The organism is Kitasatospora sp. CB02891, assembly GCF_002803145.1.
Taxonomy (GTDB): Bacteria; Actinomycetota; Actinomycetes; order Streptomycetales; family Streptomycetaceae; genus Kitasatospora; species Kitasatospora griseola.
In genome coordinates this window covers 156,715-172,251 of sequence record NZ_NNBO01000015.1, presented here as the reverse complement: position 1 = coordinate 172,251, position 15,537 = coordinate 156,715, and the positions used below count along the sequence as shown (strand labels likewise).

16 protein-coding genes are annotated in these 15,537 nt (G+C 71.2%); 7 read left to right on the top strand and 9 right to left on the bottom strand.

Annotated features, from left to right (window positions below):
* Positions 1-156: 156 nt before the first annotated feature.
* From CG736_RS28710 to CG736_RS28700, 4 genes are all read right to left on the bottom strand, one after another.
* Entirely contained in the window at positions 157-876 is a 720-nt protein-coding gene (locus CG736_RS28710) for a hypothetical protein (protein ID WP_100589055.1), read from the bottom strand.
* 331 nt (positions 877-1,207) lie between these two features.
* Positions 1,208-2,743 (bottom strand): recombinase family protein, encoded by a 1,536-nt coding sequence (locus CG736_RS28705; protein WP_100589054.1) that lies wholly within the window; start codon positions 2,741-2,743, stop codon positions 1,208-1,210.
* Positions 2,744-2,764: 21 nt separating this feature from the next.
* Complete coding sequence (locus CG736_RS36620) at positions 2,765-2,905, bottom strand: hypothetical protein (protein WP_157815782.1); 141 nt, start codon at positions 2,903-2,905, stop codon at positions 2,765-2,767.
* A 161-nt stretch (positions 2,906-3,066) separates the two neighbouring features.
* Positions 3,067-3,723 (bottom strand): hypothetical protein, encoded by a 657-nt coding sequence (locus tag CG736_RS28700; protein WP_100589053.1) that lies wholly within the window; start codon positions 3,721-3,723, stop codon positions 3,067-3,069.
* A 143-nt stretch (positions 3,724-3,866) separates the two neighbouring features.
* Between CG736_RS28700 and CG736_RS28695 the strand changes: the two genes are divergently transcribed.
* Complete coding sequence (locus CG736_RS28695; protein WP_157815781.1) at positions 3,867-4,988, top strand: hypothetical protein; 1,122 nt, start codon at positions 3,867-3,869, stop codon at positions 4,986-4,988.
* Here the strand turns inward: CG736_RS28695 and CG736_RS28690 are convergent.
* The gene (locus CG736_RS28690) at positions 4,985-5,650 is read right to left on the bottom strand and encodes a phosphotransferase (RefSeq protein WP_100589051.1); all 666 of its coding nucleotides are present in this window, start codon (positions 5,648-5,650) and stop codon (positions 4,985-4,987) included. The genes CG736_RS28695 and CG736_RS28690 overlap by 4 nt on opposite strands.
* A 129-nt stretch (positions 5,651-5,779) precedes the next feature.
* On the opposite strand from CG736_RS28690, the gene CG736_RS28685 reads away from it, so the two are divergent.
* The 3 genes from CG736_RS28685 (at position 5,780) to CG736_RS28675 (ending at position 7,639) form a co-directional block, all read left to right on the top strand.
* Complete coding sequence (locus CG736_RS28685; RefSeq protein WP_100589050.1) at positions 5,780-6,568, top strand: aminoglycoside 3'-phosphotransferase; 789 nt, start codon at positions 5,780-5,782, stop codon at positions 6,566-6,568.
* Positions 6,569-6,634: 66 nt separating this feature from the next.
* A complete protein-coding gene (locus CG736_RS28680; RefSeq protein ID WP_100589049.1) occupies positions 6,635-7,126 on the top strand; it encodes an LURP-one-related/scramblase family protein in 492 nt (163 codons plus the stop codon).
* Between the two features lie 90 nt (positions 7,127-7,216).
* The gene (locus CG736_RS28675) at positions 7,217-7,639 is read left to right on the top strand and encodes a DUF350 domain-containing protein (protein ID WP_043915469.1); all 423 of its coding nucleotides are present in this window, start codon (positions 7,217-7,219) and stop codon (positions 7,637-7,639) included.
* Positions 7,640-7,646: 7 nt separating this feature from the next.
* On the opposite strand, the gene CG736_RS28670 is transcribed toward CG736_RS28675, so the two are convergent.
* Both CG736_RS28670 and CG736_RS28665 read right to left on the bottom strand, forming a co-directional pair.
* On the bottom strand, positions 7,647-8,240 hold the full coding sequence (locus CG736_RS28670) for a GNAT family N-acetyltransferase (RefSeq protein ID WP_100589048.1): 594 nt from the start codon (positions 8,238-8,240) through the stop codon (positions 7,647-7,649).
* 124 nt (positions 8,241-8,364) lie between these two features.
* The gene (locus CG736_RS28665) at positions 8,365-9,648 is read right to left on the bottom strand and encodes an adenylosuccinate synthase (RefSeq protein ID WP_100589047.1); all 1,284 of its coding nucleotides are present in this window, start codon (positions 9,646-9,648) and stop codon (positions 8,365-8,367) included.
* Positions 9,649-9,774: 126 nt separating this feature from the next.
* Between CG736_RS28665 and CG736_RS38720 the strand changes: the two genes are divergently transcribed.
* The 3 genes from CG736_RS38720 to purM all read left to right on the top strand — a co-directional run bounded on the left by CG736_RS38720 (position 9,775) and on the right by purM (position 13,515).
* Positions 9,775-10,587 (top strand): diacylglycerol kinase, encoded by an 813-nt coding sequence (locus CG736_RS38720; RefSeq protein WP_304528226.1) that lies wholly within the window; start codon positions 9,775-9,777, stop codon positions 10,585-10,587.
* A gap of 173 nt (positions 10,588-10,760) precedes the next feature.
* The gene (gene purF, locus CG736_RS28655; RefSeq protein ID WP_043915472.1) at positions 10,761-12,347 is read left to right on the top strand and encodes an amidophosphoribosyltransferase; all 1,587 of its coding nucleotides are present in this window, start codon (positions 10,761-10,763) and stop codon (positions 12,345-12,347) included.
* Between the two features lie 91 nt (positions 12,348-12,438).
* Positions 12,439-13,515 carry a phosphoribosylformylglycinamidine cyclo-ligase gene (gene purM / locus CG736_RS28650; protein WP_043915473.1) on the top strand — a complete coding sequence of 359 codons (1,077 nt, stop codon included), beginning with the start codon at positions 12,439-12,441 and terminating at the stop codon, positions 13,513-13,515.
* A gap of 142 nt (positions 13,516-13,657) precedes the next feature.
* On the opposite strand, the gene CG736_RS28645 is transcribed toward purM, so the two are convergent.
* Positions 13,658-13,897: a DUF3073 domain-containing protein gene (locus CG736_RS28645; RefSeq protein ID WP_100589046.1), complete on the bottom strand. Its 240-nt coding sequence runs from the start codon at positions 13,895-13,897 to the stop codon at positions 13,658-13,660.
* A 371-nt stretch (positions 13,898-14,268) separates the two neighbouring features.
* Complete coding sequence (locus CG736_RS28640; protein ID WP_100589045.1) at positions 14,269-15,411, bottom strand: Glu/Leu/Phe/Val dehydrogenase dimerization domain-containing protein; 1,143 nt, start codon at positions 15,409-15,411, stop codon at positions 14,269-14,271.
* Between the last annotated feature and the right edge of the window lie 126 nt (positions 15,412-15,537).

Below are 15,537 nucleotides of genomic sequence, written 5' to 3'. Positions count from 1 at the left end.
CCGCGAAAACAGTCCGATAGGCCGCACGAGAGTTTTCCCTCCCTGCCGGTTGCTGCACAGTGCGAAGGGGGGTACCCGCCTGGGGCGGCTCGCGCAAAGCCTGGAAGTCGCGAGGACGGTGAACGCTCTCCCTGCCGATCGCCGCCCTCGCACCCGTCACGCGCCCAGCGTCACGCCCCGCCAGCCGTCGTAGCCGCCGAGCTTGCGCCTGGCGCCGAACCGCTTGTCCATCGCCGCGAACAGCAGGCGCTTGCCCGTCCGGCTTCCGAGCGCCCCGGCCAACGCCGGCTCCGCTGCCGTGAACGCCTCCCACGCCAATGAAGTGCGCACGTGTTCGCTGCGCGGAGCGGGAGCCAGGTGTGACACCCAGTCGGCCGGATCGCGCATCGGTGCTCGGAAGGAATCGAACTGCGAAGCCAACGAGAGGAGTTGAGTGGCGCGCGTGTCGGTGGCCGACAGCATCTCGCCCGACAGTGCTTCCATCGCTTCGATCTCCACCAGCTCCACGGTCATCGGTGGAACGTCGATCCCAGCAGCCTCGCTACGTAGCGCGTAGACCTGGCGCTGCGCGTATGCCCTGGCCCCCGCATCCGTGAGGGCCAGGCGCGCGTCCAGCTCGAATCTCGTCGCGTCCCGCTCCAGCTCGGCCTTTCGTTCGGCGATCTTCATGGCTTCGTAGTTCTCGTACCGCAGCCATCCTGCCAGGTTCGCCAGCCACTCGCCCATGCCCCGGCGGATCAGTGGCAGGTCGCGCCACTCCCCGCCCGGCGTCTCCCACTGTGTCCCGCTCCACGTGAACGGCACGGCCGGTGCGCCTTGCTGTGAGGCTGCGAATGCGGCGGCGTCCCACGCCCGGCGGGCGAGAGCGTCATCCATGTACTTTCCCAAGGGTCCCCCACTTGAAAATGTGCAGTCACTTCAACCCCGCTGTTGTGCAAGAGGGGAGCCAAAGTGGACCAAAAAGGACCAATCACCAGTCTCCAAGTGACTCCCCGCTGTCGAAGAACAACAGGTCAGGCCATGTTTAGGTGAAAAGAGAGAGCAAAACAAACAAATAAAGACAAGGGGGAAGAGAAAACACGATGCTGTCCGTCACCCCACCACCGGGAACGGCTGGCCGGCCACGTGCGCGCGTGAAGAACCCCGCCCGGCCACTGGAAGGCCGAGCGGGGCTGGATGGAGCTTTGGACTGCCTGGCGGACGGTAACTAGTCCTTGATCTCAGCCCACTTGACTCGGACGCGCTGCTCCGGCACGAACCGCTTCCCCCGCTCGCCCTTGCTGATGAACACTCCGTCTATGGCGAGAGACAGGCGGTCCCGCTTCTGCTCGTGCGTCGATGCCTCCCAGGCGGGGCGCAGCAGTTCTTCGTCCAGCAACGGGGAGATGTCGACTGCGGGGAGTGGCAGCGAGGCAAGGTCGGCGCGAAGGCCGTCGATGCGGCTCTGAAGACGGTCCGCAAGCCGCTGGTAGCGCTCAAGCGCTCCCGGACGGTCGAACTCGCCGCGCAGGTACCGCGCGTCTTCCAGGTCCGACAACCGGGCTTCCTGGTCGGCGATCTCGTCGGTGATGGCGTCGCGCTTGGCGAACATCTCGGGGTCGGCCTTCTTCACCCACCGGTCGGCGATGGCGACCAACAGCGGGTCGTTCGGTTCGAGTGTCGGGAGCAGCGAGAGGAACCACTCCGAGACGTACTGGTCCACGCGGTCGGCCACCGCGTTCGCGCCGGGGCACTGGTTGCCCGCACGTCGGGCCATGCACTGGTAGCTGCCGCCGACCTTGTGCATCCGGCGTCCGCAGCCAGGTACGTCGCAGAACACCATGCCCGTGAGCAGCGCGGTGCCGACCGGCTTCGGCATCCGCTTGCCGGCCTGCATGCGTGTCCGGGCTTCCAACTGCCGGATGATCCGCTCGCGTTCGCCGACGGTGATGATGCCTTCGCCGATGCTCACGGTGTCGAGTGTCTCGGGGTGCCGGTACGGGAACACGCGGCTCGTGAACTTTCGGCTGCCGTCCTCGGCTTCGACGGATTCCGTCTCCGGCATCAGACCGGCGAAGGCTGGGGACTTGAGCAGATTCATGATGCTCGCGGCGTTCCACTGGCCGCCTCGCGCTGCGGGAATGTCGTACTCGTTGAGCAGCCGGGCGATCTGCACCAGGGACTTGCCGGCCAGCGCGTCATCCGCGATCAGTCGGGCGTAGACGGCCGTCTCGGGGTCGTGCACCAGCTTCTTCGTGCCGGGGTTGACCAGCAACCCGTACGGCGGCTGTCCGCCGATCCACTGGCCCTGTCGGCGCAGGTGCCGCTTCGCGTGGGCCACGCGGGTGCCGAGGTTCTTCGACTCGGAGCGGGCGAGTTCGGCGAGCATGGCGACGACCATGCGGGCTGAGTCGTTCGAGGTGTCGAGACCGTCCACGACGGAGACCAGTCGGCCGCCCGCCTTCTCGATGTCGTCCAGGACCTTGCCGACCTGGCCGATGCCCTTGCGGGACAGCCGGTCCAGCTTCCATACGATCAGCGTCCCGACGACGCCCGCCGTGACGGCGACAAGGGCGGAGTCGAACCCCTTGCGCTCAACGTCCTTGTAGCCGGAGCGCCCCCGGTCGATGTGGACCTTGCGGACCGTCAGGCCGTTGCGCTCGGCCCATGCGCGGCAGTCGGCTTCCTGGCGTTCGATCGCTGTCTTGCCGTCCCGGTCCAAGGACAGTCGAAGGTACAGGTCACACAGGGTGCGGTGGTGCACGTACGCCCCCTCTGGAGATCCCTACATTGTGTAGGACGTCCAGAAGTCGGCAATCACGATCTTGCCGCAGAAATCCGCCAGCGAAAGATCCTTGCCGCCTGTGTTGAGCCATCCACCGGCACCCACCAGCTCGGGGGCGCGGACACGTGCACGAGAAGCCATGCCCTCATCCAACCCCATGGCCGGGGCGGGTGTTCCGGGTGAACTTGGAATATGAGCGAGAAGGCCGAGCCGAGGAGCGCCGGACCGCTTCGGCGCGGGTCGACGAGCTCATGGGCCGGTCCGCCGGATCGCGGAGCGGCACGGCGCGTGAACGCGATCGTCTACGACTCCGGGGCCGCATCAAGGCGGCCCGTCCGTAGCCGACGGCACGTGCTCACCGGGCCCCGAAGGCGCGTGAGGCGGCTGCGGGTGGGGGAGAGGGCGAGCCAGGACCAGCGGGCGGTGGTGGCGACGAGGAGGGCGACGGCCGGGGCGAGGTCGGTGCGGTCCCAGCTGCCCGGGTCGGTGGAGGTCGGGGGCGTCCAGCCGGTCGGGTCCACGGTGACGGTCGCGGTGCGGCCGATCTGTTCCGGGCCCGGGCAGAGGCTCCCGGTGAGGGCGGCGTGCGGGAGGGGGCGGCCGTCGGTGCGGCGGAGGTCGCAGGTCCAGTCGGAGCCGCCGAACAGGCTCGTCGTGCGGTGCGCGGCCGTGACGACGACCTCCGTGTCGACGCCCCGGCGCCGCAGCAGCTCGTCCGCGAACGCGGCGCCCGGCACGGCCGGCAGCACCGTGCCGCAGAGGGCGCCGAGGACCACCGACCGCCGGCCGGCCCGCAGTACCGCGAGGGTGAGCAGGGCGGCCGCCGGCACCAGGAGGGCGGCCGCGTCGGCGGGCGTCGTGAAGCCCGGGTCGGTGGCGAGCGCCGACAGCCCGGCCGGCGTCAACGGGGTGAGGGCGGCGAGCAGCCGGCCAGCCCGGCGGAGCTGCGGTGGTGACATCGCCCGAAGGCGGTGCGTCTGCCGAACGTCTCCCCCGGCCATGACCATGTCGGTTCCTCGCGGCACTCTGCTCCGAACGGGCAAGCCGGGAAAGGGCCGAACCCCTTCCGGGGCACGGGGAAGTTCTGGCACGATCCCTCGCCGTGAACGGTGACGCGCTGCGGCGCTGGAGGACGGTGTCCCGGATCTACGGGGCGGTGGTGTTCCTGGTGGTGTTCTGGCAGTACTTCGTCGGCGGGCCCGGGCACCTGCCGGTCGCGATCGGGGTACTGGCGGGGCTGTACGCGGAGAGTTGGCTGTGGGCCGGGTACCTGGCGGGTCCGGCGCGGTGGTTCGGGCTGCGGGCCGTGGGCTGGGTGTTCGGGATGGGGACGCCGCTGCGCACCTCGGTCGATCCACGGGGGGTGTGGCAGGTGCGACGGATCCCGGTGCCGGTGGTGCGGCCGCTGGGTCTCGGCGGTGCGGCGTCGCTGACGGTGCGGCAGCTGCTGTCCGCCCTGCTGCCGTTCGTCGGCGCGGATGCGCTGTGCGCGCTGCTGCTGGCGTCGGCGGGCGGCGCGTTCGGCCGGTCCGCGGCGCTGGGATGCCTGCTGGCCGGCGCGGCCCCGGTGCTGATGGCGGTGACGCTCCGGTCGGCCCCCGGGCCCGACGACCAGGACGGGGCGGTGCAGGAGGTGACGGCGGTGATCCAGCGCGACGTCGCCGAGGCGCGCCGCCTGCTGAACGCCCTCCCGCCCGGCCCGGCCGTCCGCACGCTCCGGATGTCGGTGCTGCTCGCCGAGGGCCGGTACCGCGAGCTCGTGGACGCCGCAGCCGAATCGGCGGGCGAAGCGGCCGACCCGGCGCAGCAGCAGCTGCACGCCCGGGCACTGGCCTACCTGGACGAGACCGGCGAGGCCACCGACGCCGACCGGGAGGCCTTCCGCACCCTGTTCCGCGCCGTGCGCCGCGCTCCCCGCGAGTACCGGGTGGGCAGCGACCTGCCCGCCCTGTTCGAACTCGCCGAGGGCCGGCCCGGTCCGGCGATCGACGAGGCGCGCGCCGCCGCGAACGTCGGCAGCGCGCCGCTGCGCCGCACCATGGCGCACGCCACGCTGGCCCTGGCCTTCCACCGGGCCGGCCGGCCCGCGGAGGCCCGGGCCGCGCTGGCGGCGGCGCGCGAGTGCGGCCCGGCGACCGCCCGGCTGGAGTTCCTCACCGGCCTGCTCGCGGAGCCCGCGGCCCAGCCCGCGGCACAAGGCCCACTCGCGGAGCCCGCGGCCTAGCCCGCGCCCCGGCCCGCGGCGCAGTCGCGGATCAGGGCGAGGGCGTCGTCGAGTGCGGCGATCTCCTCGGTGGTCAGGGTCGGGTTGGCGGCGCGGCGGGCGCGGGCCTCGGCCAAGTGGTGGTCGGTGAGCGGTGGGAGGCCGCGCAGTAGCGGGGTGAGGATGGTGCAGGCCGTGTCGGGGCGGTCGTGGAGGGCCTGGGCGAGGATGACGGCGCTCATCGCGTCGTCGAGGCCGGGCTCGCCCTCGGCGGCGGTGAACCAGTCGATGACCACCGGGCCGTGCGCGGTGAGCAGCACGTTGTCGGGGTGCAGGTCGAGGTGCAGGACCCGGTCGCCGGGGCGGGTGGCGGCGCGCGGCGGGATCTCGTGCAGCCGGCGCAGCAGTTCGGCGAGCAGTTCGCCGGCCGCGCCCGGGCTGATCGTCCCGGCGACCAGCGACTCCAGCATGGTGGGGCCGCCGAGCCGCTCCATGATCAGGTCCTCGGGCCGTTCGGCGGCCCACACCGCGGGCACCGGGTAGCCGTGCTCGGCCAGGTGCGTCATCACCTCGGCCTCGCCGTCGGCGCTCAGCCCGTCCCGGTAGCGGCGCAGTACCCGCCCGTCGTTCAGTGCCCAGACGTCCGCGGTGCGGCCGGTCCCGATCAGTTCGCCGATCTCCATGCGAGCAGAAGCTAGCGCCCCGGGCTCGCCACGGGGAGGGGGATGGACGGATCGTTGCACGTCCGCGAGGTTGGCCCAGTGCGGAAAAACCGCAGGAGGGTTCGCGGGGCGTTGCGCGACACTGGTCCGATGGCCGCATACGTACCCGAGGAAGACGTCGCCGTTCCGCCCGCGATCACCGAGTTGGCCCGCGGCGTCACGCCGGTGCCGGTGTGGCGCAACGAGCTCGGCGGGCTGACGTTCCGTCTGGGCGACGGCCCGGATCGCCGGTTCGTGAAGTGGGCGCCCGCCGGCAGCGGGGCCGATCTCGACGCGGAGGCCGAACGCCTGCGCTGGGCCCGGGCGTTCACCGCCGTGCCCGAGGTGCTCGCGCTCGGCGGCGACGGGACGGGGCGCTGGCTGCTGACGGCGGGCCTGCCCGGCCGTTCCGCCGTCGACCCGGAGCTGAGGAAGACCCCGGCGGTCGCCGTCCGCGCGATCGGCGAAGGCCTGCGCGCCTTCCACGAGGCGCTGCCGGTGGCCGACTGCCCCTACACGTGGTCCCTGCGCGACCGGATCGACCGCGCCGTCGCGCTGCGCCGCGACCCCGCCGACTGGCACCCGGACCTGCGCCACCACGGCACCGTGGAGCGGGCGCTCGCGATCCTCGCCGACCCGCCGCCGGTGGACGTCGAGGTGGTCTGCCACGGCGACTCGTGCGCCCCCAACACCCTGGTCGGCGACGACGGCCGCCCCACCGGCCACGTCGACCTGGACACCCTCGGAGTGGCCGACCGCTGGGCCGACCTCGCGGTGGCGAGCTGGAGCACGGTCTGGAACTACGGCCCCGGCTGGGAACGTCCCCTGCTGGACGCGTACGGCGTCGAGCCGGACGGGGAACGCCTCGCGTACTACCGCCTGTTGTGGGACCTCACCTGAGTTCCGGCTGGCACCATGGCGAGGGCCGCCCGACGGCGGGCCGGCAAGCAGACGAGGAGTCGGATCATGGGTCGGAAGTTCGTGGTCAAGGAGCGCCTGTTCGCGATCGGCGACGACTACTGGGTCGAGGACGAGCACGGCGAGAAGTGCTTCCTGGTGGACGGCAAGGTACTGCGGCTGCGCGACACCTTCGAGCTGCAGGACACCGCCGGCCGCACGGTCGCCACCATCCGGGAGAAGGTGCTGACCGTCCGCGACGCGATGAAGATCGAGAACGCCGACGGGGACGTGGTCGCCACCGTCCGCAAGAAGCTGTTCACCCCGTTCCACGACAAGTACCACGTGGAGCTGGAGAACGGCGGCGAGTGGGAGATCCACGGCGACCTGATCGACAAGGAGTACACCGTCAAGAACGACGGGCACCGGATCGGCGAGGTCTCCCGCAAGTGGTTCAGCGTCCGTGACGAGTACGGCGTGGAGATCGAGGACGGCGCCGACGTCCCGCTGATGATCGCCGTCGCGGTCTGCCTGGACCGCCTGGTCGAGCACAACGACTGAACGACGCCCGGCTGCGCCGCCCGCCCCGTGCGCTATGTTGTGCCGGTCCTCGGCACGGGGCGGCAGGCGGACGCGAGGGGGCGGACCGGAGTGAGCGACATCCTTCACCAGCTGGGCTACGCGGCGGCGTACGGCGGCGTCGGCCTGGTCCTGCTGCTGCTCGGTGTCGTGCTGGTGGACGTGCTGACGCCCGGTGAGCTGCGCCGGCAGATCTGGATCGAGCGCAACCGCAACGCCGCCGTGGTGCTGAGCTCCGCGCTGCTGTCGGTCGGCGCGATCGTGTTCACCGCCGTGATCTCCACCTACCAGGAGTTCGGCAAGGGCCTGGCCGCGGCCGCCGTGTTCGGGCTGTTCGGCCTGCTGCTGATGGCGGTCTCGTTCTGGGTGCTCGACCTGGTCACGCCCGGCAGGCTGGGCGAGCTGCTGGTCGACCCCGAGCCGCACCCGGCGGTGTGGGTGACCGCCGCCACCAACCTGGCGGTCGCGGCGATCGTCTCCGCCGCCATCTACTGACGGCTCCTCAGCCCGCGGCCAGCCGCCCGGCCAGCCGGGCCTTCGCGGCCGGCCACTCGTCGGCCAGCATCGAGAAGTACACGGTGTCCCGCCAGCTGCCGTCCACGCGCTGCTTGTCGCGCCGGAAGGTGCCCTCGTAGGAGGCGCCGAGCCGCCGGATCGCGTTCTGCGATCGCTCGTTGTTGATGTCGGTGCGCCAGCTGACCCGGCCCATGCCCAGGTCCTCGAAGGCGTGCGTCAGCAGCAGCAGCTTCGCTTCGGTGTTCACCGCCGTCCGCCACACGGAGCGCGCGTACCAGGTGCCGCCGATCTCCACCTGCTCCTCGGCGGCGTCCGCCTCGAAGTAGCAGCTCACTCCGATCGCCCGTCCGTCGGCGAGCGAGATCACCGCGTACGGCTCGCAGTGCACGTCGGCCAGCCGGGCGTCGATCACCTGCGCCATGTCCTCCGGCGTGCGGGGCATCGGCACCGGGACCCAGCGCCACAGTTCCTCGTCCCCGCCGCCGGCGGCGAACAGGTCGGGCATGTGGGCGCGGGTCAGCGGCTCCAGCCGGATGTGGCGGCCGGTCAGGACAACGGGGGCGGGCAGCTTCGCGGTCATGCGGCACACCGTAGGGGGACATTTGCACTAGGCGCAAGCGATATCTGCACTAGTGCAAAACCAAGTGGCCGTGCGAAAGGCCCGGCACCCCCGCGACGGGGGTGCCGGGCCTTTCGAGTCCGACCTACAGGAAGGAGTTGATCTCGATGGTCTCGGTCCGGCCGGGGCCGACGCCGATCGCCGAGATCGGCGCGCCCGACATCTCCTCCAGCGCCTTCACGTACGCCTGCGCGTTCTTCGGCAGGTCGCTGAAGGTCTTCGCCTTCGAGATGTCCTCGCTCCAGCCCGGCAGGTTCTCGTAGATCGGCTTCGCGTGGTGGAAGTCCGACTGGTTGTACGGGAGTTCCTCGACCCGCTGCCCGTCGATCTCGTACGCGACGCAGACCGGGATCTGCTCCCAGCCGGTCAGCACGTCCAGCTTGGTCAGGAAGAAGTCGGTCAGGCCGTTGACCCGGGTCGCGTAGCGGGCGATCACCGCGTCGAACCAGCCGCAGCGCCGGTCGCGGCCGGTGGTCACACCGCGCTCGCCGCCGATCCGCCGCAGCGCCTCGCCGTCCGCGTCCAGCAGCTCGGTCGGGAACGGGCCCGAGCCGACGCGGGTGGTGTAGGCCTTCAGGATGCCGATCACCCGGTCGATCTTGGTGGGACCGATGCCGGAGCCGGTGCAGGCGCCGCCCGAGGTCGGGTTCGACGAGGTGACGAACGGGTACGTGCCGTGGTCGACGTCCAGCAGGGTGCCCTGGCCGCCCTCCAGCAGCACGACCTTGCCGGCCTTCAGCGCCTCGTCCAGGACGAGGGTGGTGTCCGCCAGGTACGGCTTGATCTTGTCGGCGTAGCCCAGGTACTCCTCGAGCACCAGGTCGGCCGGGATCGCGCGGCGGTTGTAGAGCTTGACCAGGAGCTGGTTCTTGTCGTGCAGCGCCGCCTCGATCTTCTGGCGCAGGATCGACTCGTCGAACAGGTCCTGGACCCGGATGCCCACGCGGTTGATCTTGTCGGCGTAGGCCGGGCCGATGCCGCGGCCGGTGGTGCCGATCCGGCGCTTGCCGAGGAAGCGCTCGGTGACCTTGTCCAGCGTCCGGTGGTACGGGGTGATCAGGTGGGCGTTGCCCGAGATCAGCAGCTTGGAGGTGTCGATGCCGCGGTCGTTCAGGCCCCGCAGCTCGGAGAGCAGCACGCCCGGGTCGATCACCACGCCGTTGCCGATCACCGGCACGACGTTCGGGCTGAGGATGCCGGAAGGCAGCAGGTGGAGGGCGTACTTCTGGTCGCCGATGACCACCGTGTGACCGGCGTTGTTGCCGCCCTGGTAGCGGACGACGTAGTCGACGGAGCCGCCGAGCAGGTCGGTGGCCTTTCCCTTGCCCTCGTCTCCCCACTGGGCACCAACGAGCACGAGTGCCGGCACAGGCGTACACCCCTTCCGGTTGGGGCATCCTGCGAAGACCGCAGTCTGCCCCGAGATGGACCAAGCCCCTGGCGCAATGGCGCAAGGGGCTCTTGCACCGAGAGATTACCTGAGGAAGGACCGGTCGTGTCGTCGCTGTCCACGCCCGTATCCCGCCCCCCGGACGCCGAGGGGGCCGGGCCGCTCCTGGTGGTGCTGGACCCGTCGGCCAGGCAGGCGGACGGCGAATCGGTGCGGATCGCCAAGGATGTGCTGTGCGGTGGGGCCGACGTGAAGGTCACCCTGCCGGAGAGTCCGTCCGAGCTGGACCGGGTGCTCGCGCACCGGGGTCGCCGGCGTGCCGTGGTGATCGGTTCGGACCAGGCGCTGCAGCGGGTTCTGCAGGCCCTGCACCGGCAACGGGAGCTGGACGCCGACCCGGTCGGCCTGGTCCCGGTCGGGGGTCCGGTGGCCACCGCGACGGCCCGGCTGCTGGGGGTGCCGGCCGAGCCGGTGGCGGCCGCCCGGACGGTGCTGGCGGGCAGTGCCCGGCGGCTCGGGCTGCTGCTCGACGACGGCGGCGGAGTGGTGCTCTCCGAGGTCCGTTTCACCGGCCCGCGGCAGGGCCGAACGGGTGGCTGGCGTTCGCTATGGGCGAAATTGGCTGCGGCCGAGCAGGCGAGCCCCTCCGGATCCGAGGAACTGCGCATCGAGGCCGACGGCCGACTGCTGGCCGACGTCCACCAGCGGGTGCGCCACCTGCGGGTCGCCATGGTCGACGACGCCATGGAACTCGCCCTCGATCTGGACGGCAGCCCGCGCCGCCTGCGGGCCGGTCGGCTCACCGTGGCCGGGCGCGGCTTCGGCTACGAGGCCGACGGCTGCCCCGTCGGCCCGGTCCGCCACCGCACCTGGACGGTCCGCCCGGACTCCTGGCGGCTGCTGGTGCCCGCCGGGTGAGCAGGCTCACAACACCGGGCCGCCCGAGGTGTCCGTCCACCGTGCGAAGGCCTGATGACAAGGGCGTGAAGCCGGTCGCCGAAGGGCCGAAAAGCTGGTAAGGGGTGAGGTCTACGCGCGTACCGCGAGGCTGCCATCAGGGCGTTCCCGCCATCTGCCCTAGACTCGGAGACGTGCCACGTGGTGACGGACGACTCAACCACGATCTTCTTCCCGGTGAGAAAGGCCCCCAGGACGCTTGCGGCGTCTTCGGTGTCTGGGCTCCCGGCGAGGAGGTCGCAAAGCTCACGTACTTCGGCCTCTATGCCCTGCAGCACCGCGGACAGGAATCCGCGGGCATCGCAGTGAGCAACGGCTCCCAGATTCTCGTCTTCAAGGACATGGGACTCGTCTCCCAGGTCTTCGACGAGACCTCCCTGGGGTCGTTGCACGGGCATATCGCCGTCGGACATGCCCGCTACTCGACCACCGGGTCCTCGGTCTGGGAGAACGCCCAGCCGACCTTCCGGGCGACCGCCAACGGTTCGCTGGCCCTCGGCCACAACGGAAACCTGGTCAACACCGCCGAACTCGCGGCGAAGGTCGCCGAACTGCCCGGCGAGGAGCACGTCTCCCGCTCCGGGCGCACTGCGGCGACCAACGACACCGACCTGCTGACCGCTCTGCTGGCGGGCCACCCCGACCTGACCATCGAAGAGGCGGCACAGAAGGTGCTGCCCGAGGTCAAGGGCGCCTTCTCGCTGGTCTTCATGGACGAGCACACGCTCTACGCCGCCCGTGACCCGCAGGGCATCCGCCCGCTGGTGCTGGGCCGGATCGAGCGCGGCTGGGTGGTCGCCTCCGAGACCTCCGCCCTCGACATCGTCGGCGCCAGCTTCATCCGCGAGGTGGAGCCCGGCGAGCTGATCGCCATCGACGAGAACGGCATGCGCTCCTCGCGCTTCGCCGAGGCCAAGCCCAAGGGCTGCGTCTTCGAGTACGTGTACCTGGCCCGCCCGGACACCTCGATCGCCGGCCGCAACGTGCACCTCTCCCGAGTGGAGATGGGCCGCAAGCTGGCCGCCGAGGCCCCGGCCGACGCCGACCTGGTGATAGCGACTCCCGAGTCCGGCACGCCCGCCGCGATCGGGTACGCCGAGGCCAGCGGCATCCCGTTCGGCTCCGGCCTGGTGAAGAACGCCTACGTGGGCCGTACCTTCATTCAGCCCAACCAGACCATCCGCCAGCTGGGCATCCGGCTGAAGCTCAACCCGCTCAAGGAAGTCATCCGGGGCAAGCGCCTGGTGGTCGTGGACGACTCGATCGTCCGCGGCAACACCCAGCGCGCCCTGGTGCGGATGCTCCGCGAGGCCGGTGCCGCCGAGGTCCACATCCGGATCTCCTCGCCGCCGGTGAAGTGGCCGTGCTTCTTCGGCATCGACTTCGCCACCCGCGCCGAGCTGATCGCCAACGGCCTGTCGGTCGACGAGATCGGCCGCTCGCTGGGCGCCGACTCGCTGGCCTACATCTCCATCGACGGGATGATCGAGGCCACCAAGCAGCCCAAGGACAAGCTCTGCCGGGCCTGCTTCGACGGCGAGTACCCGATGGAGCTGCCCGACCCGGCGCTGCTCGGCAAGCTGCTGCTGGAGGCGGAGATCGCCGGCGGTCAGGCGGCCAAGCAGCAGCCGGTCCGCGGCGGCAAGCAGACCAGCGATCTGGACGGCGTGCAGTCGCTGCTGGGCGGCGCGGGCGCGGCGGACGCGCTGCGACGCCCCTGACGTGCGCGCACCGCCCCCGGCACGGGCCGGGGGCGCCCATCCCGGCCCGGCCGGGGGAGGCAGCACCACCACTTCGAAAGGGCCACACCAGGTGACCAGCAACGAGACCGGGGCGACCTACGCCGCCGCGGGTGTCGACATCGAGGCCGGCGACCGTGCCGTCGAGCTGATGAAGCAGTGGGTGAAGAAGACCAACCGTCCCGAGGTGCTGGGCGGCCTGGGCGGCTTTGCCGGACTGTTCGACGCCTCCGCCTTCAAGCGCTACGAGCGCCCGCTGCTGGCCTCCGCCACCGACGGCGTGGGCACCAAGGTGGCCATCGCCCAGGCCATGGACAAGCACGACACCATCGGCCACGACCTGGTCGGCATGGTCGTCGACGACCTGGTGGTCTGCGGTGCCGAGCCGCTGTTCATGACCGACTACATCTGCGTCGGCAAGGTCGTCCCGGAGCGGGTCGCCGCCATCGTCAAGGGCATCGCCGAGGGCTGCACGCTGGCCGGCTGCGCGCTCATCGGCGGCGAGACCGCCGAGCACCCGGGCCTGCTCGGCCCCGACGAGTACGACGTGGCCGGCGCCGGCACCGGCGTGGTCGAGGCCGACGCGCTGCTCGGCGCGGACCGGGTCCGGGCCGGCGACGTGGTGATCGCGATGGCCGCGTCCGGTCTGCACTCCAACGGCTACTCGCTGGTCCGGCACGTGCTGCTGAACCAGGCCGGCTGGAAGCTCGACCGCCAGGTCGAGGAGTTCGGCCGCACCCTCGGCGAGGAGCTGCTGGAGCCGACCCGGATCTACTCCCTGGACTGCCTGGCGCTCACCCGCGCCACCGAGATCCACGCCTTCTCGCACGTCACCGGCGGCGGCCTGGCCGCCAACCTGGCCCGGGTGATCCCGGACCACTTGCACGCCCGCCTGGACCGCGGCACCTGGACCCCGCTGCCGGTGTTCCAGACCGTCGCCAAGGTCGGCGCGATGCAGACCCTGGAGATCGAGAAGACCCTCAACATGGGCGTCGGCATGGTCGCCGTCGTCCCGCCGGAGTCGGTCGACGTGGTGCTGTCGGTGCTGGAGGACCGCGGCGTCGAGGCGTGGCTGCTCGGCGACGTGGTCGAGCGCGACGCGGAGCACGACGGCGGCGCGGCGCTGTACAACGCCTACGAGGCGTTCTGACCCGGGCACGCTGAAGGGCCCCGCCACGGCGGGGCCTTTCTCATGCGCCACGGCTCATGCGCAACGACGGTCGCGGAACAGGTACGCCGAAAACCGGCCCGGCGCCCACAGGGAGCGCCCGGGCCGGCCCGGTCGAAGAACGTTACGCGCGGCGACGAGCCGGAGGGGTGTCCTCGTCGTCGTCGTCATCGTCGTCGTACATGTCCGCGTACGCCGCGTAGGGGTCGTCCTCGTCGTCGTCCTCGATCGGCTCCGGCTCGATCGCGGTGGACGGAGATACACCCAGCTCGTGAGACAGACGGTTAGCGTCGAACCCGCCGCTGTTGTACTTCAGCTCGCGGGCGACCTTCGTCTGCTTGGCCTTGGCCCGGCCGCGCCCCATGGGTCGACCCCCTCAACGGTGGGGCTCACGGCCCCGAGTCTGACACGTGTTGATGATCAGGTCCGGCCTGCCCGAAGTGGGAAACCGTCCCTTGGAGCATTAACGGTACCTGTTTCCGCCGCCGGACGGTACGTCGCCGGTGTGACGTGGCGCGCACCCAAGCCCCCTCGAACCAGGTCCGCCCAGGTCAGAGGGGAATTTCGGGGCTTTTGCAGGCTGTCCGGCGCGATGCCGGTCCCGTCGTTCCTGCAGAGATTATCCCCCGAAGGAGGCGCGGTATCGCCCGTTCGGGGGACAGACTGAGAATCCGGTTCCACATCGTGATGCGCGGGGCCGGGCCGTGCCGACCCCGCGCGTCCGAACCGCGGCGGTCAGCTCCGGCGGGCGGCCGGCAGCAGGACCGAGCGCAGCGCGCTGATCTCCCGCATCCGCTTCTCGGCGAGGCGGTCGGCGGCGGCCGCCGGCGGGATGCCGTCGGCGGCGGCCCGGGTGAAGATCTCCAGCGTGGTGTCGAAGATCCTGGTGGCCTTGTTCTTCGCCCGGTCGAAGTTGAAGCCCTCGATCTCGTCGGCGACCTGGATCACGCCGCCGGAGTTCACCAGGTAGTCGGGCGCGTACAGGATGCCGCGGTCGGCGAGGTCCTTCTCCACGCCCGCGTGGGCGAGCTGGTTGTTGGCCGCGCCGCAGACGATCGAGGTGCCGGCCGCGCCGAGCGCCCCCACGGTCTCGTCGGTGAGCGCGCCGCCGAGCGCGCACGGGGCGTACACGTCCAGGCCGGAGGCGAGCAGGGCGGCGGTGTCGGCCACCACCTCGACCTCCGGGTGGGCGGCCCGGACCCGGTTCACGGCGGCCTCGGAGACGTCGGTGACGACCACGGTGGCGCCGTCCGCGACCAGGTGGTCGACCAGGTAGTGGCCGACCTTGCCGACGCCCGCCACGCCGACCCGCTTGCCGCGCAGGGTGGGCTGGCCCCAACGGGCCTGGGCGGAGGCGCGCATGCCCTGGAAGACGCCGAAGGAGGTGAGGACGGAGGAGTCGCCGGCGCCGCCGTGCTCGGGCGAGCGGCCGGTGACGAACTCGGTCTCCCGGGCGATCACGTCCATGTCCTGGACGTAGGTGCCCACGTCGCAGGCGGTGATGTAGCGGCCGCGCAGGCTCTGCACGAAGCGCCCGTAGGCGCGCAGCATCGCCTCGTTCTTGTCCTTGTTCGGGTCGCCGATGATCACGGCCTTGCCGCCGCCGAGGTCGAGCCCGGCGAGGGCGTTCTTGTAGCTCATTCCGCGGGAGAGGTTCAGCGCGTCGGTCAGCGCCTCCTCCTCGCTCGCGTACGGGAAGAACCGGGTGCCGCCGAGGGCCGGGCCGAGGGCGGTGGAGTGGATGGCGATGATCGCCTTGAGGCCGGTGGAACGGTCGTGGCAGAGCACGACCTGCTCGTGCCCGTCGCCCTCCTGGCCGGTGCCGAAGACTCGGCCCAGCACGCCTGGTGCGGGGTGCGTGGTGTGTACGTCGGTCACGGTGGTGACTCCAGCAATGATGGCCCGCGACGGTGGTGCGGGCGTCTGGTCGAAGCCTAGCCTCGGGGCTGCCTTCGAATCTGCCCCCGGGCGGGCCCCGAGCTATAACGATCGAAGCCTTCTCCA

What these genes read in the sequence shown, in the direction of transcription:
- CG736_RS28710 (WP_100589055.1), bottom strand. Translation starts at nt 876, where the DNA reads ATGGATGACGCTCTCGCCCGCCGGGCGTGGGACGCCGCCGCATTCGCA.
- CG736_RS36620 (WP_157815782.1), bottom strand. Translation starts at nt 2,905, where the DNA reads ATGGCTTCTCGTGCACGTGTCCGCGCCCCCGAGCTGGTGGGTGCCGGT.
- CG736_RS28700 (WP_100589053.1), bottom strand. Translation starts at nt 3,723, where the DNA reads ATGTCACCACCGCAGCTCCGCCGGGCTGGCCGGCTGCTCGCCGCCCTC.
- CG736_RS28690 (WP_100589051.1), bottom strand. Translation starts at nt 5,650, where the DNA reads ATGGAGATCGGCGAACTGATCGGGACCGGCCGCACCGCGGACGTCTGG.
- CG736_RS28685 (WP_100589050.1), top strand. Translation starts at nt 5,780, where the DNA reads ATGGCCGCATACGTACCCGAGGAAGACGTCGCCGTTCCGCCCGCGATC.
- CG736_RS28680 (WP_100589049.1), top strand. Translation starts at nt 6,635, where the DNA reads ATGGGTCGGAAGTTCGTGGTCAAGGAGCGCCTGTTCGCGATCGGCGAC.
- CG736_RS28670 (WP_100589048.1), bottom strand. Translation starts at nt 8,240, where the DNA reads ATGACCGCGAAGCTGCCCGCCCCCGTTGTCCTGACCGGCCGCCACATC.
- CG736_RS28645 (WP_100589046.1), bottom strand. Translation starts at nt 13,897, where the DNA reads ATGGGGCGCGGCCGGGCCAAGGCCAAGCAGACGAAGGTCGCCCGCGAG.